At 66.6% G+C, this 26992-nt stretch carries 23 protein-coding genes, 3 tRNA genes and 1 pseudogene; 11 read left to right on the forward strand and 16 right to left on the reverse strand.

Annotated elements, in window-relative coordinates:
* Positions 1 to 33: 33 nt before the first annotated feature.
* The 5 genes from gyrA (at position 34) to MAAFP003_RS27375 (ending at position 4486) form a co-directional block, all read left to right on the forward strand.
* Entirely contained in the window at positions 34 to 2553 is a 2520-nt protein-coding gene (gene gyrA / locus MAAFP003_RS27355; RefSeq protein WP_096290706.1) for a DNA gyrase subunit A, read from the forward strand.
* Positions 2554 to 2677: 124 nt separating this feature from the next.
* A complete protein-coding gene (locus MAAFP003_RS27360; RefSeq protein ID WP_096290707.1) occupies positions 2678 to 3553 on the forward strand; it encodes a DUF3566 domain-containing protein in 876 nt (291 codons plus the stop codon).
* Between the two features lie 61 nt (positions 3554 to 3614).
* Positions 3615 to 3688: transfer RNA gene (locus tag MAAFP003_RS27365), tRNA-Ile, on the forward strand.
* Positions 3689 to 3824: 136 nt separating this feature from the next.
* A tRNA-Ala gene (locus MAAFP003_RS27370) sits at positions 3825 to 3897 on the forward strand.
* Positions 3898 to 4171: 274 nt separating this feature from the next.
* The gene (locus MAAFP003_RS27375) at positions 4172 to 4486 is read left to right on the forward strand and encodes a CDGP domain-containing protein (protein ID WP_133160895.1); all 315 of its coding nucleotides are present in this window, start codon (positions 4172 to 4174) and stop codon (positions 4484 to 4486) included.
* 8 nt (positions 4487 to 4494) lie between these two features.
* On the opposite strand, the gene MAAFP003_RS27380 is transcribed toward MAAFP003_RS27375, so the two are convergent.
* Complete coding sequence (locus MAAFP003_RS27380; RefSeq protein ID WP_096290709.1) at positions 4495 to 4707, reverse strand: excalibur calcium-binding domain-containing protein; 213 nt, start codon at positions 4705 to 4707, stop codon at positions 4495 to 4497.
* Between the two features lie 432 nt (positions 4708 to 5139).
* Entirely contained in the window at positions 5140 to 5577 is a 438-nt protein-coding gene (gene cwsA, locus MAAFP003_RS27385) for a cell wall synthesis protein CwsA (RefSeq protein ID WP_096290710.1), read from the reverse strand.
* A gap of 139 nt (positions 5578 to 5716) precedes the next feature.
* Here cwsA and MAAFP003_RS27390 point away from each other — a divergent pair, with 139 nt between their 5' ends.
* On the forward strand, positions 5717 to 6265 hold the full coding sequence (locus tag MAAFP003_RS27390; protein ID WP_096290711.1) for a peptidylprolyl isomerase: 549 nt from the start codon (positions 5717 to 5719) through the stop codon (positions 6263 to 6265).
* An 11-nt stretch (positions 6266 to 6276) separates the two neighbouring features.
* On the opposite strand, the gene MAAFP003_RS27395 is transcribed toward MAAFP003_RS27390, so the two are convergent.
* Together MAAFP003_RS27395 and crgA are read right to left on the reverse strand one after the other, a co-directional pair.
* Positions 6277 to 6711, reverse strand: a complete 435-nt coding sequence (locus MAAFP003_RS27395; RefSeq protein ID WP_096290712.1) for a PH domain-containing protein — start codon at positions 6709 to 6711, stop codon at positions 6277 to 6279.
* A 155-nt stretch (positions 6712 to 6866) separates the two neighbouring features.
* Complete coding sequence (gene crgA / locus MAAFP003_RS27400) at positions 6867 to 7148, reverse strand: cell division protein CrgA (protein ID WP_096290713.1); 282 nt, start codon at positions 7146 to 7148, stop codon at positions 6867 to 6869.
* A 118-nt stretch (positions 7149 to 7266) separates the two neighbouring features.
* Between crgA and MAAFP003_RS27405 the strand changes: the two genes are divergently transcribed.
* Both MAAFP003_RS27405 and MAAFP003_RS27410 read left to right on the forward strand, forming a co-directional pair.
* Entirely contained in the window at positions 7267 to 8010 is a 744-nt protein-coding gene (locus MAAFP003_RS27405) for a DUF881 domain-containing protein (protein WP_096290714.1), read from the forward strand.
* Positions 8011 to 8052: 42 nt separating this feature from the next.
* The gene (locus tag MAAFP003_RS27410; RefSeq protein ID WP_096290715.1) at positions 8053 to 8751 is read left to right on the forward strand and encodes an aminodeoxychorismate/anthranilate synthase component II; all 699 of its coding nucleotides are present in this window, start codon (positions 8053 to 8055) and stop codon (positions 8749 to 8751) included.
* Here the strand turns inward: MAAFP003_RS27410 and pknB are convergent.
* The 7 genes and pseudogenes from pknB to MAAFP003_RS27445 form a co-directional block, all read right to left on the reverse strand.
* Positions 8729 to 10609 carry a Stk1 family PASTA domain-containing Ser/Thr kinase gene (gene pknB, locus MAAFP003_RS27415; RefSeq protein WP_096290716.1) on the reverse strand — a complete coding sequence of 627 codons (1881 nt, stop codon included), beginning with the start codon at positions 10607 to 10609 and terminating at the stop codon, positions 8729 to 8731. The two genes, MAAFP003_RS27410 and pknB, sit on opposite strands and share 23 nt — an antisense overlap.
* Complete coding sequence (locus MAAFP003_RS27420) at positions 10606 to 11919, reverse strand: serine/threonine-protein kinase (RefSeq protein WP_096290717.1); 1314 nt, start codon at positions 11917 to 11919, stop codon at positions 10606 to 10608. The genes pknB and MAAFP003_RS27420 overlap by 4 nt, the downstream gene beginning before the upstream one ends.
* A gap of 73 nt (positions 11920 to 11992) precedes the next feature.
* Entirely contained in the window at positions 11993 to 13471 is a 1479-nt protein-coding gene (gene pbpA / locus MAAFP003_RS27425) for a D,D-transpeptidase PbpA (protein ID WP_096290718.1), read from the reverse strand.
* Positions 13468 to 14877: an FtsW/RodA/SpoVE family cell cycle protein gene (locus MAAFP003_RS27430; RefSeq protein ID WP_096290719.1), complete on the reverse strand. Its 1410-nt coding sequence runs from the start codon at positions 14875 to 14877 to the stop codon at positions 13468 to 13470. The genes pbpA and MAAFP003_RS27430 overlap by 4 nt, the downstream gene beginning before the upstream one ends.
* Positions 14878 to 15054: 177 nt before the next feature.
* Positions 15055 to 16399 (reverse strand): annotated as a pseudogene (locus MAAFP003_RS30190) (PP2C family protein-serine/threonine phosphatase); the annotation flags it as partial.
* Complete coding sequence (locus MAAFP003_RS27440; protein WP_025738168.1) at positions 16396 to 16863, reverse strand: FHA domain-containing protein FhaB/FipA; 468 nt, start codon at positions 16861 to 16863, stop codon at positions 16396 to 16398. The pseudogene MAAFP003_RS30190 and the gene MAAFP003_RS27440, both read right to left, overlap by 4 nt.
* Before the next feature lie 108 nt (positions 16864 to 16971).
* Positions 16972 to 18645, reverse strand: a complete 1674-nt coding sequence (locus tag MAAFP003_RS27445; RefSeq protein ID WP_096290721.1) for a DUF3662 and FHA domain-containing protein — start codon at positions 18643 to 18645, stop codon at positions 16972 to 16974.
* 254 nt (positions 18646 to 18899) lie between these two features.
* Between MAAFP003_RS27445 and MAAFP003_RS27450 the strand changes: the two genes are divergently transcribed.
* Positions 18900 to 18985: transfer RNA gene (locus tag MAAFP003_RS27450), tRNA-Leu, on the forward strand.
* 52 nt (positions 18986 to 19037) lie between these two features.
* Here the strand turns inward: MAAFP003_RS27450 and MAAFP003_RS27455 are convergent.
* Complete coding sequence (locus MAAFP003_RS27455) at positions 19038 to 20237, reverse strand: IS481 family transposase (RefSeq protein WP_096290566.1); 1200 nt, start codon at positions 20235 to 20237, stop codon at positions 19038 to 19040.
* 286 nt (positions 20238 to 20523) lie between these two features.
* On the opposite strand from MAAFP003_RS27455, the gene MAAFP003_RS27460 reads away from it, so the two are divergent.
* Together MAAFP003_RS27460 and MAAFP003_RS27465 are read left to right on the forward strand one after the other, a co-directional pair.
* Positions 20524 to 21588 (forward strand): hypothetical protein, encoded by a 1065-nt coding sequence (locus MAAFP003_RS27460; RefSeq protein WP_096290722.1) that lies wholly within the window; start codon positions 20524 to 20526, stop codon positions 21586 to 21588.
* Positions 21589 to 21632: 44 nt separating this feature from the next.
* Positions 21633 to 22526: an SCO6745 family protein gene (locus tag MAAFP003_RS27465; RefSeq protein ID WP_096290723.1), complete on the forward strand. Its 894-nt coding sequence runs from the start codon at positions 21633 to 21635 to the stop codon at positions 22524 to 22526.
* Positions 22527 to 22528: 2 nt separating this feature from the next.
* On the opposite strand, the gene MAAFP003_RS27470 is transcribed toward MAAFP003_RS27465, so the two are convergent.
* The 4 genes from MAAFP003_RS27470 to MAAFP003_RS27485 all read right to left on the reverse strand — a co-directional run bounded on the left by MAAFP003_RS27470 (position 22529) and on the right by MAAFP003_RS27485 (position 26990).
* On the reverse strand, positions 22529 to 23887 hold the full coding sequence (locus tag MAAFP003_RS27470; protein WP_096290724.1) for a PPE family protein, SVP subgroup: 1359 nt from the start codon (positions 23885 to 23887) through the stop codon (positions 22529 to 22531).
* 345 nt (positions 23888 to 24232) lie between these two features.
* Positions 24233 to 24577 carry a GNAT family N-acetyltransferase gene (locus tag MAAFP003_RS27475; RefSeq protein WP_096290725.1) on the reverse strand — a complete coding sequence of 115 codons (345 nt, stop codon included), beginning with the start codon at positions 24575 to 24577 and terminating at the stop codon, positions 24233 to 24235.
* Positions 24574 to 25554 (reverse strand): pirin family protein, encoded by a 981-nt coding sequence (locus MAAFP003_RS27480; protein ID WP_096290726.1) that lies wholly within the window; start codon positions 25552 to 25554, stop codon positions 24574 to 24576. The genes MAAFP003_RS27475 and MAAFP003_RS27480 overlap by 4 nt, the downstream gene beginning before the upstream one ends.
* A gap of 53 nt (positions 25555 to 25607) precedes the next feature.
* A complete protein-coding gene (locus MAAFP003_RS27485) occupies positions 25608 to 26990 on the reverse strand; it encodes an acyl-CoA dehydrogenase family protein (RefSeq protein WP_096290727.1) in 1383 nt (460 codons plus the stop codon).
* Between the last annotated feature and the right edge of the window lie 2 nt (positions 26991 to 26992).

Consider the following 26992-nt stretch of genomic DNA (forward strand, 5'->3'; position numbering starts at 1 on the left):
ACCCGACCCTGCTGACCTACCGACGAGGACTACATGACTGACACCACGCTGCCGCCGGGGGACGACTCCCTGGACCGGATCGAACCGGTTGACATTCAGCAGGAGATGCAGCGCAGTTACATCGATTACGCGATGAGCGTGATCGTCGGCCGCGCGCTGCCGGAGGTGCGCGACGGCCTCAAGCCGGTGCACCGCCGGGTGCTCTACGCGATGTACGACTCGGGCTTCCGGCCCGACCGCGGCCACGCCAAGTCGGCGCGGTCGGTGGCCGAGACGATGGGCAACTACCACCCGCACGGCGACTCGTCGATCTACGACACCCTGGTCCGGATGGCCCAGCCGTGGTCGCTGCGGTACCCGCTGGTCGACGGCCAGGGCAACTTCGGTTCGCCGGGCAACGACCCGCCGGCCGCCATGCGGTACACCGAGGCGCGCCTGACGCCCCTGGCGATGGAAATGTTGCGCGAAATCGACGAGGAGACAGTCGATTTCATTCCCAACTACGACGGCCGGGTGCAAGAGCCGACCGTGCTGCCCAGCCGGTTCCCCAACCTGCTGGCCAACGGCTCCGGTGGCATCGCGGTCGGCATGGCGACCAACATCCCGCCGCACAACCTGCGCGAATTGGCCGAGGCCGTCTACTGGTGCCTGGACAACCACGAGGCCGACGAAGAGGCGACCCTCAGTGCGGTCTGCGAGCGGGTCAAGGGCCCGGACTTCCCGACCCACGGTCTGATTGTCGGATCCCAAGGGATCCACGACGCCTACACCACCGGCCGCGGGTCGATCCGGATGCGCGGAGTCGTTGAGGTGGAAGAGGATTCGCGCGGCCGCACCTCGCTGGTGATCACCGAGCTGCCGTATCAGGTCAACCACGACAACTTCATCACCTCCATCGCCGAGCAGGTCCGCGACGGCAAGCTGGCCGGCATCTCCAACATCGAGGATCAGTCCAGTGACCGCGTCGGCCTGCGCATCGTCGTCGAAATCAAGCGCGACGCCGTGGCCAAGGTGGTGCTGAACAACCTCTACAAGCACACCCAGCTGCAGACCAGCTTCGGCGCGAACATGTTGTCGATCGTCGACGGAGTGCCGCGCACGCTGCGGCTCGACCAGATGATCCGCTACTACGTCGCCCACCAACTCGACGTCATCATCCGGCGCACCACGTACCGGCTGCGCAAAGCCAATGAGCGCGCGCACATCTTGCGCGGTTTGGTCAAAGCCCTCGACGCACTGGACGAAGTCATCGCGCTGATTCGTGCGTCGGAGACCGTCGACATCGCGCGGGCCGGCCTGATCGAGCTGCTCGACATCGACGAGATCCAGGCCCAGGCGATCCTCGACATGCAGCTGCGGCGCCTGGCCGCCCTGGAGCGCCAGCGGATCGTCGACGACTTGGCCAAGATCGAGGCCGAGATCGCCGACCTGGAAGACATCCTGGCCAAGCCGGAGCGCCAGCGCGCCATCGTGCGCGACGAGCTCGCCGAGATCGTCGAGAAGCACGGCGACGACCGTCGCACCCGGATCGTGGCGGCCGACGGCGACGTCAACGACGAGGACCTGATCGCCCGCGAGGACGTCGTCGTCACCATCACCGAGACCGGCTACGCCAAGCGCACGAAGACCGACCTGTACCGCAGCCAGAAGCGCGGTGGCAAGGGTGTGCAGGGTGCCGGGCTCAAGCAGGATGACATCGTCGCGCACTTCTTCGTGTCGTCGACGCACGACTGGATCCTGTTCTTCACCACACAGGGGCGGGTGTATCGCGCCAAGGCCTACGAGCTGCCCGAGGCCTCGCGGACCGCGCGCGGTCAGCACGTCGCCAATCTGCTGGCCTTCCAGCCCGAGGAGCGCATCGCGCAGGTCATCCAGATCCGCAGCTACGAGGATGCGCCGTACCTGGTGCTGGCCACCCGTAACGGGCTGGTCAAGAAGTCCAAGCTGACCGACTTCGACTCCAACCGGTCGGGTGGCATCGTCGCCGTCAACCTGCGCGACGGCGACGAACTGGTCGGGGCCGTGCTGTGCTCGGCCGAGGAAGACCTGCTGCTGGTCTCGGCGCTGGGTCAGTCGATCCGCTTCTCGGCCACCGACGAGGCGCTGCGGCCGATGGGCCGCGCCACCTCCGGCGTGCAGGGCATGCGGTTCAACGAGGAAGACTATCTGCTGTCGCTCAACGTGATTCGCGAGGACACCTATCTGCTGGTGGCCACGTCCGGGGGTTACGCCAAGCGCACCGCGATCGAGGAGTACCCGGTGCAGGGGCGTGGCGGCAAGGGAGTCCTGACGGTCCAGTACGACGTCCGGCGTGGCAGGCTGGTGGGGGCGTTGATCGTCGATGACGACAGCGAGTTGTACGCGATCACTTCGGGCGGCGGTGTCATCCGCACCACGGCGCGCCAGGTCCGCAAGGCCGGACGGCAGACCAAGGGCGTGCGGTTGATGAACCTGGGTGAGGACAACACGCTGCTGGCCATCGCCCGCAACGCCGAGGAAAGCGCGGAGGACGACATCGAGGAAGTCGACGGCGCCGGGGAGTCGGAGAGCTAGTTCGGGTCCGGCAGTCCCCTGCCAAAGGACTGCCGCCGGGCGCGGGCAATTAGACTCAGCCCGACCAGAGACAATGCGCGGGCCACCGACCGGGCGGCCCAGGCAGCGGAGGTAAGGAGTCGGGGTGACCTCACCGAGCGAGCCGGGTGCCCCCAAGAAGGGCGACAGCCAAAACGGGGACGTCTCGGGCGAGCGTGCCGGTGCGCACTCGCGCGGGACGCCCGCCCCGGCGGGTCGTGCCCCAGAGGGCGGGGATTCCCCGCCGTGGCAGCGCGGGGCGGCCCGGGCCGCCAATCCTGGGAATCGTCCGGGCGAACCGGCGACGGAGTCGCGGCCGCAGGGCCCGCCGGCGGGTGTCGACGCCCGCGTCAACCGCTTCATCTCCGGCGGCAACGCCGCGGGGCAAGCGCCGTCGCGGCGGGACGACTTCGAAGCGCCGAACCGTGGTGACGGGCCGGCCCACGAGGCGTACGCCAGCGAATTGCCGGACCTGTCCGGCGGTATTCCTCGCGGATCCCAGCGCAGCACGCCGGAGCGCAGTTCGGAGCCATCGCAACCGGCCGGCTCGGGGCGATCGACGAGTACGGAATCGCGAGAGAATCGGGACAACCTGATTCAGGTGTCGCGGCGCCGCGGGGGCCCGGTCCGGGCCAGCATGCAGATCCGCCGGATCGATCCATGGAGCACGTTGAAGGTGTCCCTGATGCTTTCGGTGGCGCTGTTCTTCGTGTGGATGATCGCCGTCGCGTTCCTCTACCTTGTGCTCGGCGGCATGGGCGTGTGGGCCAAACTCAACAGCAACGTCGGTGACTTGCTGAACAACACCAGCGGCAGCAGCGGCGAGCTGGTCTCGAGCGGGACGATCTTCGGCGGCGCCGTGCTGATCGGCTTGGTCAACATCGTGTTGTTGACGGCGATGGCCACGATCGGCGCGTTCGTCTACAACTTGACGACCGACCTGATCGGGGGCGTCGAAGTGACGTTGGCGGACCGGGATTAGTGCGGGTTTTGGGGTGGGGCGACGATTGCGGTAATCTCGTCGCTCGGCCGTACGCGTGTACGGGCCTATAGCTCAGGCGGTTAGAGCGCTTCGCTGATAACGAAGAGGTCGGAGGTTCGAGTCCTCCTAGGCCCACAACCATGTGCCCGTCAAGACGTTGTGTGAGACTTGCATTGCCGCTGGCACTGATTGCCTTGGTGTCGGCGGTGATGTGGTCGCGCCGCGGGGTCGAGGTCTGGCACGTGGCAGTTGATCCCACACCCATTGGCGAGGGGCCTTAGCTCAGTTGGTAGAGCACTGCCTTTGCAAGGCAGGTGTCAGGGGTTCGATTCCCCTAGGCTCCACAAATTCAAATTGTCTTTGGCCGGCAGTCGTGTTCCGCGCGGGTGCCAGAAATTGAAATAGCGTCTGGCTAGCAGCTGAACGACTGTCGTTGCGCTCTGTTGTGGTCGCGGGGTGGGGCCCGGAATTCTGCACGCGGTAGCGAATTGCCGACTCCCCCATGCACGTTGGCCTCTTCTACCGGTACGTGGCCGGGCCGCATTCATTTGCTACGGCCAGGTAAACACACCCGTCCGGCTAAGTCATTAGAACAGTATTAGCTGTATCGTGCGGCTCATGATGAAATCAGCGCGCGTCGCCGGAACCGCGGCGCTGGGAGCGGCACTAACAGTCAGTGGAATTGGAATTGGCATCGCAATGGCTCCGCCCGCGTCGGCGGGCTGCCAGGGCACCCTGATCCCGGGAGAGTCCTACTGCGATAAGCCGATAGGTCCGAACGGGATCTTCGAGCGGTGTCATCAGGCCCCCAGCTACCCGGTCTTCGGCGGTCGGGGCGTGATCGAGGACGTCACGCCGCCGCCCGAGTGCTACCCGGTTGACCCGGCACAGCCGGTGCCGCTGGGGCAGCCGCCGAACCACATCGACGACTAGGGACCCAGTCACCTAGTGCGATTCTCAGGCATCCCGTCGTTGCCCCGGTCTAGCCACTGGCCGTAGGCGGGATCGCCACGCGGGATGTTGTAACGGCCGTCTTTCGCCGCCGCCTTGCAGTTGGCGTACGGCGGGTCTGCCCGCGCGGCCGGTGGGGTCATCAGAGCGGCACCAAGCGCAGCGGCCAGCACGGCCGGAGTGGCCACCAAGCGATTCCCCATCGGCGCACCACCGTCGTCTTCGGCAGTTGTGAGCTTAGGGCGAGAACTACTGCGGCGAAGCGAAATTCGGCAACTCGAATGGCCCGAATTCCGCAGGCGCACAGGCGATCCGGACAACACCGGGCGACACCGCATCGATGCGGTGCCGCCCGGTGCCGGCAAGGCTCTTGCTAGGCCGCCACGGCCGCATTCGGCCCTGTGGTGCCCGCGACTGTGGAACCGCATCCGGCAACGGCCAGGGCGGCGACAGACAGAACCGCGGCGACAACAAGCTTGGTGCGAAGACGAGACATATTAACGACTCCGTTCATATCGGCCCCCTGCGCGAAACGGTAAATCTGACAACGGCGGTTTGCCAGATAGCCCGTCGCAACGGATGGCGAACGGAGACAGTGGAATTGGTGAATAATCGCCGGTGTGGGCGCGCCCAGGCTACGGGCGCGGCTGCACGTCCACACTCGGCGGCCGCGGCGACGGCTCGGGGTTGTCGCGACGGGTTGAGCGTCGCACGATGCTGAATGCGGCCGCGCCACCGGCCAGCACCACGACCGCGACGCCCGCGATCAGCAACGGCCGCTTGCCCCGCCGGCGTTGGGATTTGCGTGCGTCCTGCAGTGCCTGCGGCAGGTTCGAAACCACCTCCTGCGCGGCGGCCAGCTCCTGGGCGAGGGTTTCCTGCGCCGCGGCGATGTCGCGAGCCAGCTGGCCCTCACGGTAGCGGCGGTGCAGCTCCGATGCCGTCGACTGCACGGAGTGGGCCCCCAAACCGATGGCACCGCGTGCGACGTCCACCGGTCCTATCGCCGAGTAAGCCAGGCCCCGGGACAGTCGCTGCCGAGGGGTCAGCTGGGATTCCGCCTTCGCGTTCATCTGCCGCCTTTCCGTGCCGGGTCGTGGAACCTACAGACTGCCACCATGAAAACACCGGCGCTCCTATTGCCGCGTGCCGGCGGGATTTTCGGTGTCCTGCTGCGTCGAGCGACACCCGGTGCGGGCGGGTCTGCGGGGAGTGGCAGACTCTGGTGTCGTGACCAACAGCCCGTATCAGACTGCCACTGCCACACTGCACACCAACCGCGGCGACATCAAGATCGCCCTGTTTGGAAACCACGCCCCCAAGACCGTCGCCAACTTCGTTGGCCTGGCGCAGGGCACCAAGGAGTACTCGACCCAAAACGCGTCGGGCAGTCCTTCCGGTCCGTTCTACGATGGCGCAGTCTTTCACAGAGTGATCCAGGGCTTCATGATCCAGGGCGGCGATCCGACCGGGACCGGCCGCGGCGGCCCGGGCTACCAGTTCGCTGACGAGTTCCACCCCGAGCTGCAGTTCGACAAGCCCTACCTGCTGGCGATGGCCAACGCAGGCCCGGGCACCAACGGCTCGCAGTTCTTCATCACCGTCGGGCAGACTCCGCACCTGAACCGGCGCCATACCATCTTCGGCGAGGTGACCGAGCCCGAGTCGCAGAAGGTGGTCGATGCGATCGCAACGACGGCGACCGACGGCAACGACCGTCCGACCGAACCGGTCGTCATCGAGTCGATCACGATCTCCTAGACCGCTTCTGGCTATGCCGGCCGGGCACCGTTCCGGCCGGCATAGCCGGCGTCGGTAAGTGCATCGAGCACGTCCAGCGGCTCGGTGCCGAGGTCCCAACGGGAGAACAGCACCAGGCTGTCGTCGGCCGTTTCTACTTCGAGGAACCGCACCTTGCGCCCCATGCGGCGGAACTCGGTGATCCGGATGATCTTGATGTCGGAGTGCTGCAATACCTGCGTTCGGAACCATCCCCGAATCACCAAACCGGCAGGGGTAATTGCCAGCTTCGGGCGCGCGCGCCACGTCGCGCCCGCAAACAACAGCAGACCCACCCCGGCAATCCCCACGATGACGCGGCCCGGCGGGTCTGTGACCACGGTCACACTGGCGATAGCCATGAACAACCCGCCGAGGCCACAACCAGCGACTCCCGCCGCGCTCGGCTGCCATCGTGTTTGCTGCATGTCGTGCTTAACCCCTCCCACCACTGCCGATGCAGTTATCCACATCAGCTATCAACAGTGGGGATAAATCACACGCGTGTGATTGGGTGGTCACAAGGTTGCTGGCTCAGCCCTGGATCGGCCCCGAGATGAATTCATCCGACATTTGATCTTGGTTAGTGCCAGCGCATCGTGAGCAACAAACCGGTGATCATGAAAGCGAACGCGATCGCGTAGTTCCACGGGCCGAGATGCGCCATCCAGTTGAGGGCGGTCGGTGCCTGGCTTCCGACGGCCGCCAACTGGAACACCATCAGCCAAACCAAACCGATCAGCATCAGACCCACGAACAGCGTGACGAACCACACGCTGGACGGTCCGACCTTCACTTTCACCGGCGTCCGGCTGACCGCGCTGACGGTGAAGTCGTTCTTTTTGCGGACCTTGGACTTGGGCATGATTACCTCGGGATCACGGTGAGCGGGACGGGGTGCAACGATAGCGGTTGTAGCTACACGCAGGACTTGGCTATGAGATTAACCCACCTGGCCCCCCGACCAGGAAATTGGAGACTCGATGATGCCGACCGGCCGGTCGCCATGGCGCTTCGGTGTTCCGTTGGTTTGCCTGCTGGCCGGACTGCTACTGGCGGCCACCCATGGGGTGTCCGGGGGTGCCGAGATTCGCCGCAGCGACGCACCCCGGCTGGTCGATCTGGTGCGCGAGACCCAGTCCTCGGTGAATCGCCTCAAGGCCGAACGCGACGAACTGGAAAGCAAGATCGAATCGACGCATCTGCGGTCATCCGATGCCGCTCTGGCGGCCATGCTGCGCCGCTCGGCCGAGCTGGCAGCCGAGGCGGATATGACCCCGGTGCACGGGCCCGGCCTAGTGGTGACGCTCGATGACGCCCAGCGCGACGCCAACGGCCGCTTCCCGCGCGATGCCTCCCCCGACGACCTGGTGGTGCACCAGCAAGACATCCAGGCCGTGCTCAACGCGCTGTGGAGCGCCGGTGCGGAAGCGATCCAGATGCAGGATCAGCGGCTCATCGCGTCGTCGGTGCCGCGCTGCGTGGGCAACACGCTGCTGCTCAACGGCCGCACCTACAGCCCGCCCTACACGGTCACCGCGATCGGCAACGCGGCGGCCATGCAGGCGGCCCTGGCCGCCGCTCCCCTGGTGATCCTCTACAAGCAGTACGTCGTGCGGTTCGGGCTCGGCTACCACGAGGACGTCAAGCCCGACGTGCAGATCGCCGGCCACACCGAACCGGTCCGGACGCATTTCGCGCAGCCGGCCGGTCCGGTCGGCTACTGAGGGCCCACTGACCAGTGGTCGGCAGGGCGGTAACCTGACACGATGCGCATCCTGGTTGTCGACAACTACGACAGCTTCGTGTTCAACCTCGTGCAGTACCTGGGGCAACTCGGAGTCGAGGCTGACGTGTGGCGCAACGACGACGCCAGGCTCTCCGACCCCGCGGGTGGCTATGCCGCCATCGCCGCGCAGTTCGACGGTGTGCTGCTCAGCCCCGGGCCCGGCACCCCGGAACGTGCGGGCGCCTCGATCGACCTGGTGCGCGCGTGTGCCGCGGCGGCCACCCCGCTACTCGGCGTCTGCCTCGGGCACCAGGCCATCGGCGTCGCGTTCGGCGCCACCGTCGACCGCGCGCCCGAACTGCTGCACGGCAAGACCAGCAGTGTTCACCACACCAACGCCGGTGTGCTGCAAGGACTTCCGGATCCTTTTACCGCGACCCGCTACCACTCGCTGACGATCCTGCCCGAATCGCTGCCGCCGGTCCTCGAGGTCACGGCCCACACCCGCAGCGGTGTCATCATGGCGGTGCGCCATACCGAGCTGCCGATTCACGGTGTGCAGTTCCATCCGGAGTCGATCCTCACCGAGGGCGGTCACCGGATGCTGGCGAACTGGCTGGCCGATTGCGGATGGTCGCGCGACGACACCCTGATCCGCCGGCTGGAGAACGAGGTTCGGTCCGCGGTGCGGCCGTTTTTCCCGGCCGAACCGGCGGCTACTGACCGAACTTCAGCGTGATGATGCCGTCCCGGTTGACCCCGGCGCCGGCGGGCGGGTTCTGATACACCACCTTGTGGGACTGGGAGCCGCCGGCGTCGACGTCGGCGCCCTTGTCCAGGACCCCGGTCCAGCCCAGCGCGCGTAGCCGCGGTTCGGCATCCGTCCAGAACATGCCGGTCAGGTCGGGCATCAGGAATTGGTTGCCCTTGGACACCTGCAGCTCGATGATCGAGTCCACCGGAACCGTCTGCCCCTTGGGCGGATTGGTCCCGATCACCTCGCCGGCGGGCCGCGGGCTGTCCACCGGTGTCTGGGTGAGCTTGGTGAAGCCGTAGACCGTGAGGTTCTTCTGCGCGATGTCGACCGTCTGGCCCGCGACGTCGGGCACCTGCTTGGTCTCGGGTCCGGAGCCCACGATCACGGTGATCACGTTGGTGATCGCCGACGTCTGGTTGGCCGGCGGGTTGGTGCCGATCACCTTGCCCAGCAAGTCCGGGGTCGACGGCGAGTTCGCCTGTTTGAACTTGGTGAACCCGGCGGCCTTCAGTTTGCTGACCGCGTCGGAGTAACTCATCGAGGACACGTCGGGAACTTCGCGCTGTTCGGGTCCGGTCGAGACGTTGATCGTGATCTCGTCGCCGGCCGCCACCGACGCGTTGGCGCCGGGGTCGGTGCTGATGACATGGTCGGGCGGGATCGACGAGTCGGGCTTCTGCAGCGTGCGGGTCTTGAAGCCGCGATTCTGCAGGGCCGCAACGGCATCGGCGGACACCTGGCCTCGCATGTCGGGCACCTGCACGTCGCGGGTCGAGCCGCCGAACGTGTTGAACCCGATGACGACGACAATCGTGAGCACCGCCAGCACGGCGACCGCGACGACCCAGCGACCGATCGGACCGCCCATCCGATCCGGGTCGGTCTCGGTGAGCCGTTGGCGAGGCAGCGGGTCGCTGCGCGGACCCCCGTGGCCGGGTCCGGTCGAGGCCATCAGCGAGGTCCGCTCGGCGTCGGTGAATACCTTGGGTGCCTCGGGTGTCTCACCGTTGTGCACCCGGACGAGGTCGGCGCGCATCTCCGCCGCGGTCTGATACCGGTTGTCCGGGTTCTTGGCCAACGCCTTGAGCACGACGGCGTCGAGGTCGGGGGAAATGCCGGCGTGCCGTTTCGACGGCGGCACCGGATCTTCCCGAACATGTTGGTAGGCAACCGCAACCGGTGAGTCACCGGTGAAAGGTGGCTCCCCCGTGAGGATTTCGTAAAGCACGCAACCCAGCGAGTAAACATCGGAACGGGCGTCGACGGAATCGCCACGCGCCTGCTCGGGCGAGAGGTACTGCGCGGTACCGATTACGGCCGCGGTCTGAGTGACGCTGTTGCCGCTGTCGGCGATGGCCCGCGCGATGCCGAAGTCCATCACCTTGACCGCGTTGGTCGTGCTGATCATGATGTTCGCCGGCTTGACGTCGCGGTGGATGATGCCGTTCTGGTGGCTGAAGTTCAGGGCCTGGCACGCGTCGGCGATGATCTCGATCGCGCGCCGTGGCGGCAGGGGCCCGTCATTGTGCACGATGTCGCGCAGCGTGACGCCGTCGACGTATTCCATGACGATGTAGGGCAGCGGGCCCGCGGGCGTCTCAGCCTCGCCGGTGTCGTAGACGGCGACGATCGCCGGGTGGTTGAGTGCCGCGGCGTTTTGCGCCTCGCGACGGAAGCGCAAGTAGAAGCTCGGATCGCGGGCCAGATCGGCACGCAGCACCTTCACCGCGACGTCGCGGTGCAGGCGGACGTCGCGGGCTAGGTGAACCTCCGACATACCGCCGAAACCGAGGATGTCGCCCAGTTCGTAACGGTCGGACAGGTGTTGCGGGGTGGTCATTGCGTTGTCTCGTGTCGGGCCGTCGACCGGCTGGGCGTTGAGGGGGTAGCCCAGCTCAGTTCGGGTGGCCTGCTGTGGAATCCAGAATTACTTATCGCGCCGCGATCCGTCCAATCCAGCCGCAAACTCGGGCCGGAACCGCTGGGGGTCTTGCTCGCCGGCGGCGTACCGGTGTCGGTGACCGTCGGGGGCGGAGGCTGTTGCTGGGTGTCGCCACGGGAATTGATGACGATCAGCACCGCGATGATGATGGCGAGCGCGCCCAGCACCCCGGCGGCCCACAGCAGCGCGCGCTGACCCGACGAAAAGGTGCGACGGGCCGGCGGTGGACGACGACTGCTCGTGGCCGGCCGCGACCGGGTGGGCGCACCGCCTCGCGCACTGGGTGCGGCAGTCGTCCGGGTCTGCGGGCTGGACGGTATGGCCGCCGGCGAGGCCCGTCCGGGCGGCGGTGACTGGCTCGGCCGTGGCGGACGGCGCCCGGCGCGGACCGCGGCCACGGCGTCGGCGAAGGGACCGCCGCTGCGATAGCGCATGCCGGGGTTCTTCACCAGCGTGATCTCGATGAGTTCGCGCACGTTTGGCGGAAGCTCGGGCGGCAGCGGCGGCGGAGGCTCCTTGATGTGCTTCATCGCGACCGTCAGGGCGCCGTCACCGGTGAACGGCCTCTTCCCCGAAACCACTTCGTAGCCAACAACTCCCAGGGAATACACGTCACTCGAGGGGGTGGCGTCATGGCCCAGTGCCTGTTCGGGCGCGATGTATTGAGCAGTGCCCATCACCATGCCGGTCTGGGTGACCGGCGCGGCGTCGACGGCCTTGGCGATACCGAAGTCGGTGATCTTCACCTGGCCGGTCGGAGTGATCAGGATGTTGCCGGGTTTGACGTCGCGGTGTACCAGCCCGGCGGCGTGCGCGATCTGCAGCGCACGGCCCGTCTGCTCGAGCATGTCCAGTGCGTGCCGCAGCGACAGCCGGCCGGTGCGCTTGAGCACCGAGTTCAGCGGCTCCCCGTTGACCAGCTCCATCACCAGATAGGCGGTGCGGCCCTCGCCGTCCATCTGGCTTTCCCCGTAGTCGTGCACGGCGGCGATACCCGGGTGATTGAGCATCGCGGTGGTGCGCGCCTCGGCGCGGAACCGCTCGATGAACTCGGGGTCCTGAGAGAACTCCGCCTTGAGGACCTTGACCGCCACGCGCCGGCCCAGCCGGCTGTCGACCGCCTCCCAGACCTGGCCCATGCCGCCGGTCGCGATGAGGCGCTGCAGCCGGTACCTGCCCGACAGCGTCACTCCAACTCGGGGGCTCATGTCTTGCCTCCCGCACGCTCCGGTCCTCGCGCGTTCCGTGCTGCGATCCGCACGTGTGCTCGCCTGCGGAAGGTCATGGCCCCCCCTGCAATGCGGCCTGGATGACAGCCCGTCCGATCGGCGCCGCGAGCGCACCGCCGGTCGCCGAGAGGCGGTCTGCACCGTTTTCCACCAGCACGGCCACGGCAACCTTCGGTGCCTGCGCGGGCGCGAACGCGATGTACCACGCGTGCGGCGGAGTGTTGCGCGGGTCAGCGCCATGCTCTGCGGTACCGGTCTTGGATGCGATCTGCACGCCGGGAATGGCCCCTTTCTGCTGTGCAGCCTTCTCGGCACCGACCATGAGCTCTGTCAGCTTAGCGGCGATCTGCGGCGACACCGCGCGACGCTGCTGATAGGGCGCAGTCGTGCTGATGTTGGCCAAGTCCGGTCCCTTGAGGCTCTCGACCAGGTAAGGCTGCATCGTCACGCCGTCGTTCGCGATGGTCGCGGCGATCTCCGCGTTCTGCAGCGGAGTCAGTGCCACGTCCTTCTGCCCGATGCTAGACATTCCGAGAGCGGCGGCATCCGCGATTATCCCAACCGTCGATTCCGCCACCTGAAGCGGAATGACGCTCGGGCTGCTGTCCAGGCCGAACGAATGCGCCATGCTGCGCAGCGCCTCGGACCCGGTCAGGATGCCCAGCTGGACAAATGCGGTGTTGCACGACTTGGCGAACGCCTCGCTCAACGACACGGTCGGTTGGTCGCCACACGGCGTGCCACCGTAGTTCTCCAGCGTCGCGGTGCTGTTGGGCAGCGGGATCGTCGGCGCCGCCGTCAGCTGCTCGTCATCCTTGGCACCGGCCTGCAGTGCCGCCGCGGTGGTGATCACCTTGAAGGTCGACCCGGGTGGGTAGGTCTCCGCGATCGCCCGGTTGGTGAGCGGGTTGTCCGGATCGTCGCGCAGCCGCTGCCATGCCTGTGCCTGCACCTCGGCGTCGTGCGACGCCAGCAGGTTGGGGTCATACGACGGCGAGGACACCATGGCCAGGATCTTGCCGGTAGACGGCTCCAGGGCCACCACCGCTCCCTTGCACGGCGGGCCGCCGCAACCCTGCTGCATCCCGTCCCAGGCCGCCTGCTGCATCCGCGGGTTGATCGTGGTGTCGACATTGCCGCCGCGGGGATCGCGGCCGGTGAAGAAGTCGGCCAGGCGGCGCCCGAACAGCCGCTCGTCGGAACCGTTGAGCAGCGAGTCCTCGGCCCGCTCCAGGCCGGAGCTGGAATAGCGCAGCGAATAGAAGCCGGTGATCGGCGCGTATACCGCGGGGTTGGGGTAGACCCGCAGGAAACGGTACCGGCTGTCGGTGGCCACCGAGTAGGCCAGCAGCTGGCCGCCCGCGATGATCTGGCCGCGCTGACGCGAGTACTCGTCGAGCAGGACCCGCTGATTGCGTGGGTCGGCCCGCAACCCGTCAGCGGCGAACACCTGCGTCATGGTCGCGTTGAGAAGAAGGAGCACGATCAACGCCATCACGGTCATCGAGATCCGGCGGAGAGAGGTGTTCATACCTTCTGGATCACCTCGGTGCCGGCCGCCGCGATCGGCGACGTGTCGCGCGTGCGGGATCGCAACGGGTGTCGGGCGCTGTGTGAAATCCGCGCCAGGATGGCCAACAGCACGTAGTTGGCCAGCAGCGAGGATCCGCCGTACGACATCCACGGCGTCGTCAGCCCGGTCAGCGGAATGAGCTGTGTGACGCCGCCGACGACGATGAACAGTTGGATCGCCAGCGTCGATGCCAGACCCGCGGCCAACAGCTTGCCGAAGCTGTCGCGGGTCGCGATCGCCGTGCGCATGCCCCGAACGATCACGATGGTGTACAGCATCAAGATGCTGGCCAGCCCGACCAGTCCGAGCTCTTCACCGAAGGCGGCGATGATGAAATCGGTGGATGCGGCCGGCACCGTGTCGGGCTGCCCGTTGCCCAGACCGGTGCCGAAGATGCCCCCGGTAGCAAAGCTGAAAAGTGACTGCACGATCTGGTAGCCGCTGCCGTCGGGGTCAGAGAACGGGTCCCACCACATCTGCACGCGTGTCCGTACGTGCGCGAAAATGAAATACGCCACAACGCTTCCCGCGGCGAACAGCACCAAGCCGATGATCACCCAGCTGAAGCGCTGGGTGGCCAAGTAGACCACCACCAGAAACGACGCGTACAGCAGTAGCGAAGTGCCGAGGTCTTTCTCGAAGACCATCACACCAATCGAGGTCACCCACGCCGCCAATAGCGGCGCGAGGTCCCGCGGGCGCGGCAGGGTCATTCCCATCAGGTGCTTGCCGACGCTGGTGAACAGGCCGCGCTTGGCGACCAGCACCGCGGAGAAGAAGATCAGCAGCAGAATCTTGGAGAACTCGGCAGGCTGAATCGAGAAGCCGGGCAAGCGAATCCAGATCTTGGCGCCGTTCTGCTCGGACAGCGAGGCGGGCAGCAGGGCGGGGATCGCCAAGAAGACCAGACCCGTGAGCCCAAAGATGTAACCGTAGCGCGCGAGCTGCCGGTGGTCTTTGAGGAACGTGACGACAAGCGCGAACGCGGCAACGCTGACCAGTGTCCACAGCATCTGCTGGGTTGCGCTCGGGTGATGACGACCGCTGAGCTCGTTGCCGACCAGGTCGAGCCGGTGGATCATCACCAAGCCAAGTCCGTTGAGCAGCGCCACAATTGGTAGCAGCAGCGGGTCGGTGTAGGGGGCGAAGCGCCTAATGGCCAGGTGCGCGCCGCCGAACAAAGCCAGGAAGGCCAGCCCGTAGCTGACCACACCCCAGCGCAGGCCGCGCTCCTGGTTGGCGTCGACGATCAGCAGCGCGGCGACGGTGATCACCGCGGCGAAGCACAACAGCAGGAACTCAGAGTTGCGCCGAGTCCGCAACGGCGGCGTCACCGTGACCGGCGGTTGGACCTGTGTGGTCATGCAGCCGCCCGGCAGTCGATGCCCGGCTGAGGTGGGGGTGGCGGGAGCGTAGTCACCGCCGGGGGAGCTGTCTCTTATTTACATCTCCGAGCCCACGAGACGCTACGCTCTCTCGGATGCCGTCTTTCGCTTGAAGCACAGGGGGTATCGCCGGCAGCGTCAGATGTGTATAAGGGACGGGCACGGGGGCGCTCGGCGGTGTCGTCCCGCTGGTCGCCGGGCTCGGCGACCCGGGTGGTGACGTCGCGCGCGGCGGCGGGCAGGGCGGCAGGAGGTTGTTGGCCGACAATTCCTTCAGCTGCGATTCGGCCTCATCGAGCGTCCCGGCCGGCAGCCCGGCCAACACTTGCGCGCGTGCGGCGGGGCGCAGATCCTGCAACTGCATGAGCCGGCAGTCGGGATGGCCACCGGATTGACTGAAACTGATGATCGACAGGTCGTTGCGTGCGTTCAGACAGCCCACCAAATACGGTTCGTGCAGGGACATGCCCAGCAGCGAGCCTTGAATCCCCTTCATGATCGAGACCGCGCCGTCGTTTTCGGCGACGTAGTAGTTGCTCCGGATGATGGCCCGCCCGATGGCCAGGCCGGTGAGTGCCAGCAGAACCACCAGCGTCACGACGATCACCATCCGACGCCACGCAAAGCGCGGCCGGGGCGCCGGCTCCTCTTGCGGCACAACGCGTTTGGCAGCCTCTTTGCGGGGACCGATCGCGGAAGCCCGGCCCGCCGAGGTGTTGGGCAGCGTCAGCTGGTCTTCCTCACCGGATACCGCACCGGCAAGAATCGGCTGGGTCTGGCCGTAGTCGTAGTCGACGACATCCGCGACCACCACCGTCACGTTGTCCGGACCGCCGCCACGAAGCGCCAATTCGATGAGGCGGTAAGCACTTTCGGCGACGTCGGGAATCTGCAGCGCCTCGTGGATGGTCTCGTCGCTGACCGGATCGGACAGCCCGTCGGAACATAGCAGGTAGCGGTCACCGGCGCGGGCCTCGCGCATCGTCAAGGTGGGCTCGACCTCGTGGCCGGTCAGCGCGCGCATGATCAGCGATCGCTGCGGGTGGCTGTGCGCCTCTTCCTTGGTGATCCGCCCTTCGTCGACCAAGGTCTGGACGAAGGTGTCGTCCTTGGTGATCTGGGTCAGTTCGCCGTCGCGGAGCATGTAGCCGCGCGAGTCTCCGATGTGCACCAGCCCAAGCCGGTTGCCCGCGAACAGGATTGCGGTCAGCGTGGTGCCCATCCCTTCGAGGTCGGGCTCCATCTCTACCTGTGCGGCGATGGCTGAATTGCCGGCGCGCACCGCCGCATCGAGCTTGGCGAGCAGGTCGCCACCCGGCTCGTCATCGTCCAGGTGAGCCAACGCGGCGATCACCAACTGGGACGCGACCTCGCCGGCCGCGTGGCCGCCCATGCCGTCGGCCAGGGCCAGAAGACGAGCACCGGCATAGACCGAGTCTTCGTTATTGGCGCGTACCAGGCCGCGGTCGCTGCGCGCGGCATATCGCAGGACCAAAGTCACGGGCGCAGCTCGATTGCCGTCTTGCCGATCCGAATCGGCGTTCCGATAGGAACTCGTACCGCAGTGGTCACCTTCGCCCTGTCAAGGTAAGTGCCGTTGGTCGATCCTAGATCCTCGACGTACCATTCGGAGCCGCGCTGAGACAGCCGGGCGTGCCGCGTCGAGGCATAGTCGTCGGTCAGCACCAGCGTCGAGTCGTCCGCGCGTCCGATCAACACCGGCTGCCCGCTGAGCGTGATGCGTGCACCTGCCAACGCTCCTTCGGTCACCACCAGATAGCGGGCGGCATGGCGGCGCTGGCGGGACGGCAGCAACGTGCCGCGCAAGACCAAACCGCGGCGAACCATGACCGCACCGGTTGGTGCGTAGATGTCAGTCTTCAAGATCCGGAGAACGGACCAGATGAATACCCATAACAGCATTAAAAATCCGGCGCGCGTCAGCTGCAGTACCAGTCCCTGCATCTGGCGTCCTTTCCGTCCTGGCGCCGCACCTCATGAAACCAAGCAACGTCACGATACTTGGAGGGCGGTCGACGCGGGGCGAAGCACGGCAGCTTATGCGCGGTGCGTTCAGTGGATCCGAACGATGATCTCCGAGTGGCCCAGGCGGATCACGTCGCCATCGGCCAACTGCCACTCCTGTACCGGCGCGTTGTTCACAGTCGTGCCGTTGGTGGAGTTGAGGTCGGACAGCAGCGCGACCTGTCCGTCCCAGCGGATTTCCAAGTGGCGCCGTGACACACCGGTGTCTGGCAACCGGAACTGGGCGTCTTGTCCGCGACCGACGATGTTCGAGCCGTCGCGCAGCTGGTAGGTGCGGCCGCTGCCGTCGTCGAGCTGCAGCGTGACCGCCGCCCCGGCCGACCCATAACCGCCCTGGCCGTACCCGCCGTAACCGCCGCCGGCCTGCTGGCCATAGTCGGCCGGCTGAGCGTAGTCGGCCTGCTGGCCGTACTCGCCCTGCTGCCCGTACTCGTAGTCGCGGTGGGCGGTTTCGGGATATCCGGCCCCGGCCTGCTGGCCATAGCCACCGGCCGGAACGTTCTCCGCGTACTGCGTAAAGTCCCCGCCGCCGTACTCCTGCTGGCCCCCGTAACCCTGGCCACCCTGCTGGTAGCCCTGGTCGTATCCGCCACCCTGCTCCGGGTAGGACGGTCGCTGCTGTTCGGGTGCGCTTGGGGCGCCTGGGGGGGCATAGCCGCCTTCTTCGGGACGAGCCGGACCACGACCGTAGTCGCTGTAAGCCCCGCCGTAGCCCTGCTGGCCACCGGCGGGCTGTCCGTAGCCGCCGCCCTGGCGGTAGCCCTGGTCGTAACCCTGCCCGCCTTGGTCGTAACCCTGCCCGCCCTGGTCGTAACCCGGGCCGCCATAGCCGCCACCGGCAGGCGGACGCTGCTCGTACGACGGCGGGTAGCCGGCCTGACCCTGGTCGTAGCCGCGACCCTGTTCCGGGTAGCCGCCCTGGCCGGGATAGCCGCCCTGCTGCGGATAACCGCCTTGTTCGGGATAGCCGCCGCGCTGGTCGGGGTAGCCGCCCTGCTCGGGGTACCCGCCGCGCTGCTCTTGGTAGCCGCCCTGTTCGGGGGGGCGAGGCGCCTGGTAACCGCCCTGGGCCGGGTAGCCGCCCGGCTCCTGCGGATATCCGCCGCGAGGGTCGTGCCCGCCCTGGGGTTCCTGCCCGCCGCGCTGGTCGTCTTGCGGACGCCCGTAACGCTCGTCGTAGTACTCGTCGCCGGGACGCCCCTGCCCCTGACCGCGGTAGCTCGAGTTGTCAGTCATTGGTGGTACTCCTGGTTCTGCGCTGAACGCCTGACTTGATTGTGGCCGGGCGGGGTCATTGAACTTCGGGCGGGGCTCGACATCGGGGTTGACAGAACCGCGGGCGCGAAACTGTCCGGTGTGTAGGTTCGGCAATTGCTCGAACCGAACGACGACATCACCATACGTTTCCCACCCCTGTTCATGGATATAGTCGGCCAGGTATCGACCGAATGCGCTCGACGTGAGATCCGGATCGGCGCCCACCTTCTCGAAGTCGTGCACACCGAGGGTAATGACGTATTCGTTAGGCGCCAAAAGGTGATTCCCGCGAAGCGGCTGAAGACCGTCCTCGGCCTCACGGCGCAATAGCGCCTCAACCTCTTGGGGGACGATCGAACCCCCGAACATGCGGGCAAATGCGTCGCCGACAGTCGACTCCAGCTTGCGCTCGATCCGGGCAGCGAGCCCCCGTTGGCTACCCATGCTTCAGCGCTCGCCCGCACTTGTCGCGGTATATCGCCGGCGCAAGGCAAACCACTTGCCCGCGTGTCGCATCACCCATGCATGTTATCGGGACACGGCGAGGCTGCATCACCGTGAGAATTCTGAGAATCACATCCATGCAGGTCAAACCGATACCTCGGCACCACCGCCGGTGCCGACCGGGCTGGGCCGGTCACCGGAGCGGTTAGTGCGAACGGCTACTACAGTGATATGGTCCATCGGTTGTTTTCCCCGGGCGAGTGGCGGAATGGCAGACGCGCTGGCTTCAGGTGCCAGTGTCCTTCGGGACGTGGGGGTTCAAGTCCCCCTTCGCCCACCATGTGATGTCGCGAGACATTGAGGACAGATGTCTCGCGACATAGTGAACACCTTCAGTTGTTGGCTGGGGGTGTTTTTGGTTTTTGGGGTTGGTAGTTGCGGGTGGTGTCGAGGGTGAGTTCGCGGATGAGTTGGCCGCCGGTGGTGGCGATGATGCGGATGTCTAGGTCGGCGATGAGCATGAGGACTGCGGTGTTGGCCCAGCGGTGGCCGATCCCGATGTGGTGCAAGCGGCCGGCGTGGCGCAGGGTGATTTTGCCGTAGCGGTCGACGTGGTCGGTGCGGACTCGCCAGTGGATGCCCGCGGGTGTGCCGGCGGGCCCGGCGTGGGGTCGGGCGCGGTAGGTGTGGTCGGGGGTGTGGCGGTGGCAGGAGCGGTGTGGGCGCACGGTGTTGTAGTAGTCGGTGAAGGCGTCGAGCTGGGCTTGTAGGTCGGCCAGGGTGGCTGCGGGGGGTTGGCGGGTGAGCCATTTTTTGAGGGTTTGGTGGAAGCGTTCGACCTTGCCGCAGGTCTGGGGGTGGTAGGGCCGGGAGTTTTTGAACACGACGCCCAGGGTGGCCAGTTCTGTTTGCAACGCGGTACGCCCGCCGGGGCCGGTGGCGTGTCGGGCGGTGAAGACCATGCCGTTGTCGGTGAGCACGGCGGCGGGCAGGCCGTGGGCGGCGAACGCGTCGCGGAAGCAGTCGCGCACGGCCACCGCGGTGAACGCGGGGCGGGCGGTGCAGATCAGGGCTTTGCGGGAGTGGTCGTCGAGGATGTTGAGGATCTCGATCTGGGCCCCGGGGGCCGCGGTGGTGTCGGGGCCGGCCAGCTGCCAGTGGGTGATGTCGGCTTGCCAGCATTCGTTGGGTTGTTCGGCCTGGAAGCGGATGTAGCTGCTGCGGGGGCGTTTGCGTGGTTGGGCGGTGATGAAGCCGCGGCGGCGCAAGATCTTGTGGATCGTCGATAGTGCGGGAGCGTAGCCGCTCTGGCGGTGCAGGTGAACGGCGATCGTCTGCGGCCCGGCGTCGAGGCCTTGTTCGCTAAGTTGCTTGCGCAGCTGGATAATTCGTTCTTCGATGCTGGCTGAGAGTTGGCGCGGATTAGACGCCGGGCGTCGGGAGCGCGGCTCGAGGCCGGCTGAGCCCTCGGCGCGGTAGCGGGCCAACAGGGTGTAGATCCACGAGCGCGCGACCCGGTACTCGCGGGCGACCTCACTGATTGGGCGGTGCTCAACTTCGACGGCGGCGACGACCAGACGGGCCTTGGACATGAGGACACCTCGCGATCACTGAACTGTCCTCAATGTCGGGAGACATCTGTCCTCGATGTCAATGAATCACAGACCCCTTCGCCCACCAGTCTGTGATTCATTGACATCTGTCCTCGATGTCAATGAATCACAGACCCCTTCGCCCACCAGAGCGGTTGGTTGAAACCGCAGGCGCAAAGGCCACGAACTCCGCGAGGGGTCGTGGCCTTTCCCATTGCCATCCGTCGACCGCGATTAGCGATCGGGTGACTACCCCGTCGGCGGCTCGATCAGTAGAACTTGAGCCATGACCGACACAGTCAAGGTCACGATCGACCGCAGCTCGGTGGCGATGGGAGATGATGTCGAATCCCATCGAGAGTTTTGGCTTTTCCCCGACGAAGCGACCGTCGACGACCTGCTGGCGGAGATCTCGGCCCACTACATCCCGGGGGTTGCCGGGCCCGCCGGATGGTCTGTCAGCGTCAACACCGACGAGCTGAACCGCCGCAGCGACATCGGCCTGATCTACACCCGTGATGACCTGCGCCAGGAGGACCAGATCTGCCGATTGGTGCCCGGGACAACGACATTGGGCCACTTGGTTCGACGCGCCAATTCCGGGGAGCTCGATGTTCGTGCCAGGTATATGACCGGGGACATGGGGCGCCCGCTTGCTCTTAGCGAGGTGACGGCCGGCAGCACCTACACCGGTTCGCAACCGGTGAGGCTGGAATCCGAAGCAGCTGCCGAGGCCAAGCGCGACTGGGTTCTGCTCCGTGAACTGGATCGGCGAGCCGCTGCCGTCACTGGCGCGCGACGGGACTGGATTCGCGACAACATCGTCTGGGCGGCACCGCCGCCGCCTGGCTCCGAAGTCTTCGTCGCCCGCAGTTTTCATTTCCTCACCAGGCTGCACTGCCCCGCCAGCATGAAGGTCGCCGCTGCGCTGCTGGGAATCGACGACGCCGGATACGAGGACTTGGAGAAGCTGGTCGATGTCGACGGCCGGCCCGCGGCGGTGATCATGGCGATGGTGCTCGCCGCTTTCGAGTGGCATACCGCGAACCGCAGCTGGCAGGGCGGCCAACGCGATTATTGCGAGGTGTACTTCGAATTTCTGGCACGATGCGGTTATCAGCTTTCCCCGGTTGAAGAAGTTCTGGCGGGTCGAATTACCTTGCAGGAGCTCACATTCTCCGCGGAGGACACCGCGCGGCTCGAACGCATCCGGGAACTGCGCGCCCGGCAGTATCAGCTGCGCAATGATCGCTACTACGCGAAGACCCTCGGCGACGAGCAGTACAAATCCGCGATCGGCCGAGTACACGCCGACCTGAGCGCGCTGGGCGAGCTTCCCGGACCTACGTAGGGACCGGGGTCGGTCGCGTTCGGACCGGGTGCTTCACTGCAACCATGCGCAGAAAACCAGAGCTGGCGCGGCGCTTCTTCGACCGTTTCGAGCCGGTGCACGCGGTGACGTACTTCGCGCCGGAGGCGCGCGCGGCACTCGACGAGCTGGGATACCGGGGCTTCTGGATGGGCTATTTCGCCGCCCGGTCCGCCCCGCTCGGCATCGCGCCGCCGGAGCTGGTGACCGCGATCTTCCACAACTTCGCTGCCCACCGGGTGGCCAAGGCCTTGCCGGCCGCCTGGCAGATCGCTGGTCCGGATGCCGCGTTGCGCGCCCGGCAGGACTCAGCGGTCGCGGCGCTGCGCCGCTACGGGCTGCAAGAAGACGAAAACGTCAGTGTTGCAGCCGAACTAGCGGGAAAGGCGGCGCGCCAGGCGGGTGTCGACGGGCGGCCGCTGTTCGCCGCGAACCGCGCGCTGCGGTGGCCGGACAATCCGCTTGCCGCCCTGTGGCATGCCGCCACGCTGTTGCGTGAACATCGCGGTGACGGCCACGTGGCGGTATTGACCGCGGCGGGCATCTCGGGCCGGGAATGCAATGTGCTGCATGCGGCGGCCGACCGTGTTCCGCGCGACTACATCGCGCGCACTCGCGATTACGACGAGACCGAATGGCGTCACCACGAGCAGCGGCTCGCCGAGCGTGGGCTGCTGACCGAGGACGGCTCGCTCACCGCGGCCGGCGCCGAACTCAAAGACCACGTCGAATCGAGCACCGATGCGCTCGGACTGTCGGCGCTCGACGCACTGAGCGACGACGAGGTGGAGGCGCTGTTTCAAGCCCTCACGCCCATCACCCGGGCGGTGGTCGAAGGCGGCGACGTCCTTGCTGTAACGCCAATGGCACTGCGCCGCAATGAGTTACACGACGCTAGTGCGCACTTGAGCTCCGCCTAGGGTTAAGGATCCCGCGGCAGCAGGCGCTGCTTCTGCTCGATGAATTCGTCTTGGGTGAGAATTCCGGCGTCGCGCAGGGAGGCCAGCTCGCGCAGCTCGGCGGCGATGCTCGTGATCGGGCCGCCCGCTGGAATCTGGGCTACTTCGATCGGTTCGGCAGGTTTGGAGTCCTTCGGTTTGCGCCCGGCTATCCCGACGCGCTCCTGGGTTCGAGCGCCACCTCCGCCGGTGGTGCCGGCCATGGCGCGCCCGGCCATACTGGCCAGCGCCATCTGACTGAACAGGCTTCCCGCGCTGGAGCCGGTGGCCTGGGCGGCGGCGCCGACGGTCGCGGCGGGCAGTGCCGTCGTCATCGCGCGTAATTCCGGGGCCGCGGCCACCCATGCCGGCGGCACGGACAGCCGTCCGACCGAGGGCGCGTGGCGGAACTGGCCGGAAACCGTGGACGCCGGTTCGGTGATTACCGGAAAGGACGTCGGCGGTGCCGGCGCATTGCCCGGCCACGGCTGTACGCCGGCCCAACCGCTGACGATGTCGTCGGTGTGGACACCGGTCCAATATCCGCCCACGTCGTAGGGCAGAGCCGTCGTCCCCAGCGAGGTGTCGGCCGCGAGTCCCGCCGCCCCGATTTCCGGATCGAGAAACACAGCGCTCAGGTCCGCGAGCAGGCCCAGCAAGTCCCGCCCGCCGAATCCAAAGGCGTCGGCCGGACTGGCGAGGTTGATCAGCGCGTTGGGGACGGCGGAGATGGCTTGCTGGACGTTCTGCTGCGCGTTGCCGACGGACGTACCGGCGGCCTGGGCGACCGCGTCGGCCTGGTAGGCGGTCCCGTCGGCGCTGGTGCTCGACGACGGCGACTCGAACGGGGTCAGCGATGTGGCCGATGCCGACGAGGTCGCGTAGGACTGCATGGCGCCGGCGTCCTGAGCCCACATCTCGCTGTACTGCGCTTCGGTAGTCGCGATCGCACTCGTGTTCTGCCCGAAGAAGTTCGTCTGGACCAGCGCTGCCAACAGAGTGCGATTCGCGGCGACCACCGGCGGGGGTACCGTCTCCGCGAACGCGGCCTCATAGGCGGCGGCGGCCGCAATGGCCTGGTTGCCCGTCTGCTCCGCCTGCTCGCCGGCGGTTCTCAACCAAGCTACATAGGGAGCGGCGGCGGCGGCCATGGTTGCTGCCGCCGGACCCAGCCAAGGTCCGGCCGTCAGCTCAGCAATTGCCGACTGGTAAGAGGTTGCTGTTGAGTACAGCTCCGCGGCCAGGGTCTCCCACGCCGACGCCGCGGCAAGCATCGGTCCGGAGCCAGGTCCGGCGTAGATGCGCGCAGAGTTGATCTCCGGCGGCAGTACCCCGAAGTCCACTTTTCCCTCCGATCGAGCAGTCCCGGCGCGCGCCGTTCGGGTAAACGGCAAACGAACACGACGCCATGGCCTGGCCTGGCCGCCTGAGTCCATCATTTTGCTCACGGTGACTGTGAGTTAGCTGGGAGACCCGGCTACTACTGCCGCCGCTTGGATGTCTAGCTACCGGAGTACCCGATTTACCCAGCTGCCCCGCGATAACACGTTAAGTCACGTGGCATTATCCGCCGAAACCGCATAGGCCGCCAACCGCACCGACCAGAATTTAGCTGCTGCTGGACAGCGTTCGTGCCAGAGGTCCGCGTCCAGTAAAGGCGCCATTAGGCCGTCGTGACTGGCGGCTGGCTAGCTGTTCGGCTGGGTTTGTGCCCAGCCTCGGACCTCGGCGGTCACGGGGTCGGTGACATCGTCGAACTCGGGGTGCTTCTTGAGCACGTTCTCGACCATCGAGCACACCGGCACGATTCGTTTGCCGGCGTCCCGCGCCCCGTTCAGGGCCTCCTCGACGAGGATGGTCGCCAGGCCGCGTCCGCCGAATTCCGGGTCGACGACGGTGTGGTAGAAAACACGCTGCTCGCCGCGGTCGGCGTAATCGGCGTGGCCGACCGTCTTGCCTTCGACGGCGATGGCATACGTCTGATGCCCCTCGGTGACGGTGGTTTCCGCGCCGGTCTTATCGGTCAGCGTCATGTCGCTTCCTCTCCATTCGTTTCGTTCGGTAGTGGTCGTGGCCGTAGCCGGGTGGTCGGCAGCGGTGGGGCCGGCAGTCGCGTGACCGCGCCCCGGTAGCCGTCGACGGCGCCGAAGCGTGCGTCGGCGTCCTGCCATAGCTGGCGGTACCCGACGATCTCGTCGTGGGTGCGCCCGACGAAGTTCCACCACATCAGCAGCTCTTCGGTGAAGGGCGCGCCTCCCAACAGCATTACCCGCGCCGGCTGCTGCCCAACATTGCGCAGGTGCACGGCGGCGCTGCCCGGGCCTTGATAGCCGAGCGCGGCGTCGGCCAGAGTCGTTCCGCCCATCGCCACGGTCCCGGTATCGCAGAGCACGCCGTGCTCGAACGCCGGTTCGACGTCGAGGTGCAGTTCGGCGTTCGGGTCGAGATCGAGCTGGGCTCCGAGCAGCGGGGTGAACGTATGCACCGGAGACCGGCTGCCGGCCAGCTCGCCCAGGAACACCCGCGCTTGCGCGCCCGCCAGCGAGATGGGGTCGGGCACATAGTGCGTGAAGCCGCGTCCGGTGCCCCGGTCGGAATCGGGCAGGGCGACCCACAGCTGCATTCCGTGCAGAACAGCGTCCGACGCGACCGACACCTCGGAATGACAAATTCCCGCACCCGCGGTCATCAGATTCAACTCGCCGGGCCGGACAAAAGCGTGCACTCCGGCACTGTCGCGGTGTTCCACTTCCCCACTGAACAACCAGCTCACCGTCTGTAGTCCCGTGTGTGGATGCGGCGGTACATCCATGCGCGCCCGGACGGGGCCGTAATGGTCGATAAAGCACCAGGCTCCGATCAGCGATCGCTGTCGCTGGGGCAGGGTACGTCGCACCCGGATGGCCCGCGGGCCGCCGAGCGGAACCTCCCGTGGATGCAGCACCTCGGTCCCCGCAACCCCTGAAGCGCTGCAGGCAACTTCGGCCGGCGCGTTCTCGAGATTGCTCACCGTAGGCCCTTCGTTGCGAGCGTGATACGGCGACGCTACTCGCGCTCGCCGGCCTACCTGCCCGGCGGCCGCAGCATCCGCATGGCCACCCGCATGATCGGCTCGGGGACCTGATCCTTCACCGACAACGCGGCGTCGGCGGCGCGCGACCGCAACGGGGCTCCCCGGCCGAACATCCGGTTCAGCGGTCCGCCGGTCGGTTCCAGCACGACGTGCAGCGGCGGGGTGCCCACGGCGGCGCCCAGCGCATTTGAGATGACCATCCGCTGAATCTCGCTGGTGCCCTCAAAGATGGTGTACAGCTTGGCATCTCGATACCACTTCTCGACAGGGTGATCGGTGATGTAGCCCCAGCCTCCCATGGTTTGGACCGCGCGCTCGGTGGCCTTGATGGCGACTTCGCTGGCGGCGAGCTTGGCCATCGAGCCCTCGCCGCGCTCGAAGGGGACTTCGTTGGCGGCCATCCAGGAAGCCCGCCAGGTCAGCAGCCGGGCCGCATCGATCTGGGTGGCCAGGTCGGCCAGCGGAAACGCGATGCCCTGGTTGTCGATGATCGGTCCGCCGAACGCCTCGCGCTTCGTGGCATAGGCCGTCGCGTACTCCAACGCCGCGCGCGCGATGCCGATCGCCTGGGCCGCGACCATCGGACGCGTCTGTTCGAACGTGCCCAGCGTCGCCGAGCCCGAGCGCTGTCCCCCCGCCACGACCTCGCGGGCCTTGGCAAGTTTGTGTTCCAGCTTCTCTTGTCCGCCAAGCAAATTGGCGCCGGGAACGCGAACGGTGTTGAACCGCAACTCCGCCGTGTGCGATGCCCGGCAGCCCAGTTTGTCGAGTTTGCGCACCAGTTCGAGTCCGGGGGTGCCGCCCGGCACCACGAACAGGGCCTGGCCGCGGTGGCCGAGCTCTTCGTCGACGACGGCATTGACGACGTGCACGTTGGCGATACCGCCGTTGCCGATCCACATCTTGTGCCCATCGATGATCCAGTCGTCGCCGTCGCGGTGTGCCCGGGTGCGGAGATTGCGTACATCGCTGCCGCCCTCAGGTTCGGAAATCGCCAGTGCAGCGAGCTTGAGATCGCCTGGGGTACCGAAACATTCGGGTGCCCACTCCAGCATCTGTTCGGGGGATGCAGCCTGACCGATCGCCGAAAGGGCCAGCGCCGGCATTACGATCGCCAACCCGATTCCGGCGCAGCCCCAGAACAACTCCTCCATGAACATCGGCAGGGACAGGCCGGTGCGATCACCGATCAGGTCGCGGTAGAACAGCGGGCTGTAGAAGCCGCGTTGGGCCGCTTCCTCGAGGACCGGCCAGGGAAACTCCTGCCGTTGGTCGTACTCGAGCGCCCCCGGGCGAATCACGGACTCGCAGAATTCGTGCGCCCGCCGGGCCAGGTCGTGCTGCGCGGCCGTCGGTGTCAGGTCGAAAGTCATGA

It is taken from the genome of Mycobacterium ahvazicum (assembly GCF_900176255.2).
Taxonomy (GTDB): Bacteria; Actinomycetota; Actinomycetes; order Mycobacteriales; family Mycobacteriaceae; genus Mycobacterium; species Mycobacterium ahvazicum.

Excerpts from the sequence above, each read along its gene's own strand:
- gyrA (WP_096290706.1), top strand. The coding sequence starts at position 34 with ATGACTGACACCACGCTGCCGCCGGGGGACGACTCCCTGGACCGGATC.
- MAAFP003_RS27375 (WP_133160895.1), top strand. The coding sequence starts at position 4,172 with ATGATGAAATCAGCGCGCGTCGCCGGAACCGCGGCGCTGGGAGCGGCA.
- MAAFP003_RS27380 (WP_096290709.1), bottom strand. The coding sequence starts at position 4,707 with ATGGGGAATCGCTTGGTGGCCACTCCGGCCGTGCTGGCCGCTGCGCTT.
- cwsA (WP_096290710.1), bottom strand. The coding sequence starts at position 5,577 with ATGAACGCGAAGGCGGAATCCCAGCTGACCCCTCGGCAGCGACTGTCC.
- MAAFP003_RS27395 (WP_096290712.1), bottom strand. The coding sequence starts at position 6,711 with ATGCAGCAAACACGATGGCAGCCGAGCGCGGCGGGAGTCGCTGGTTGT.
- crgA (WP_096290713.1), bottom strand. The coding sequence starts at position 7,148 with ATGCCCAAGTCCAAGGTCCGCAAAAAGAACGACTTCACCGTCAGCGCG.
- MAAFP003_RS27405 (WP_096290714.1), top strand. The coding sequence starts at position 7,267 with ATGATGCCGACCGGCCGGTCGCCATGGCGCTTCGGTGTTCCGTTGGTT.
- MAAFP003_RS27410 (WP_096290715.1), top strand. The coding sequence starts at position 8,053 with ATGCGCATCCTGGTTGTCGACAACTACGACAGCTTCGTGTTCAACCTC.
- pknB (WP_096290716.1), bottom strand. The coding sequence starts at position 10,609 with ATGACCACCCCGCAACACCTGTCCGACCGTTACGAACTGGGCGACATC.
- MAAFP003_RS27420 (WP_096290717.1), bottom strand. The coding sequence starts at position 11,919 with ATGAGCCCCCGAGTTGGAGTGACGCTGTCGGGCAGGTACCGGCTGCAG.
- pbpA (WP_096290718.1), bottom strand. The coding sequence starts at position 13,471 with ATGAACACCTCTCTCCGCCGGATCTCGATGACCGTGATGGCGTTGATC.
- MAAFP003_RS27430 (WP_096290719.1), bottom strand. The coding sequence starts at position 14,877 with ATGACCACACAGGTCCAACCGCCGGTCACGGTGACGCCGCCGTTGCGG.
- MAAFP003_RS27440 (WP_025738168.1), bottom strand. The coding sequence starts at position 16,863 with ATGCAGGGACTGGTACTGCAGCTGACGCGCGCCGGATTTTTAATGCTG.
- MAAFP003_RS27445 (WP_096290721.1), bottom strand. The coding sequence starts at position 18,645 with ATGGGTAGCCAACGGGGGCTCGCTGCCCGGATCGAGCGCAAGCTGGAG.
- MAAFP003_RS27455 (WP_096290566.1), bottom strand. The coding sequence starts at position 20,237 with ATGTCCAAGGCCCGTCTGGTCGTCGCCGCCGTCGAAGTTGAGCACCGC.
- MAAFP003_RS27460 (WP_096290722.1), top strand. The coding sequence starts at position 20,524 with ATGACCGACACAGTCAAGGTCACGATCGACCGCAGCTCGGTGGCGATG.
- MAAFP003_RS27465 (WP_096290723.1), top strand. The coding sequence starts at position 21,633 with ATGCGCAGAAAACCAGAGCTGGCGCGGCGCTTCTTCGACCGTTTCGAG.
- MAAFP003_RS27475 (WP_096290725.1), bottom strand. The coding sequence starts at position 24,577 with ATGACGCTGACCGATAAGACCGGCGCGGAAACCACCGTCACCGAGGGG.
- MAAFP003_RS27485 (WP_096290727.1), bottom strand. The coding sequence starts at position 26,990 with ATGACTTTCGACCTGACACCGACGGCCGCGCAGCACGACCTGGCCCGG.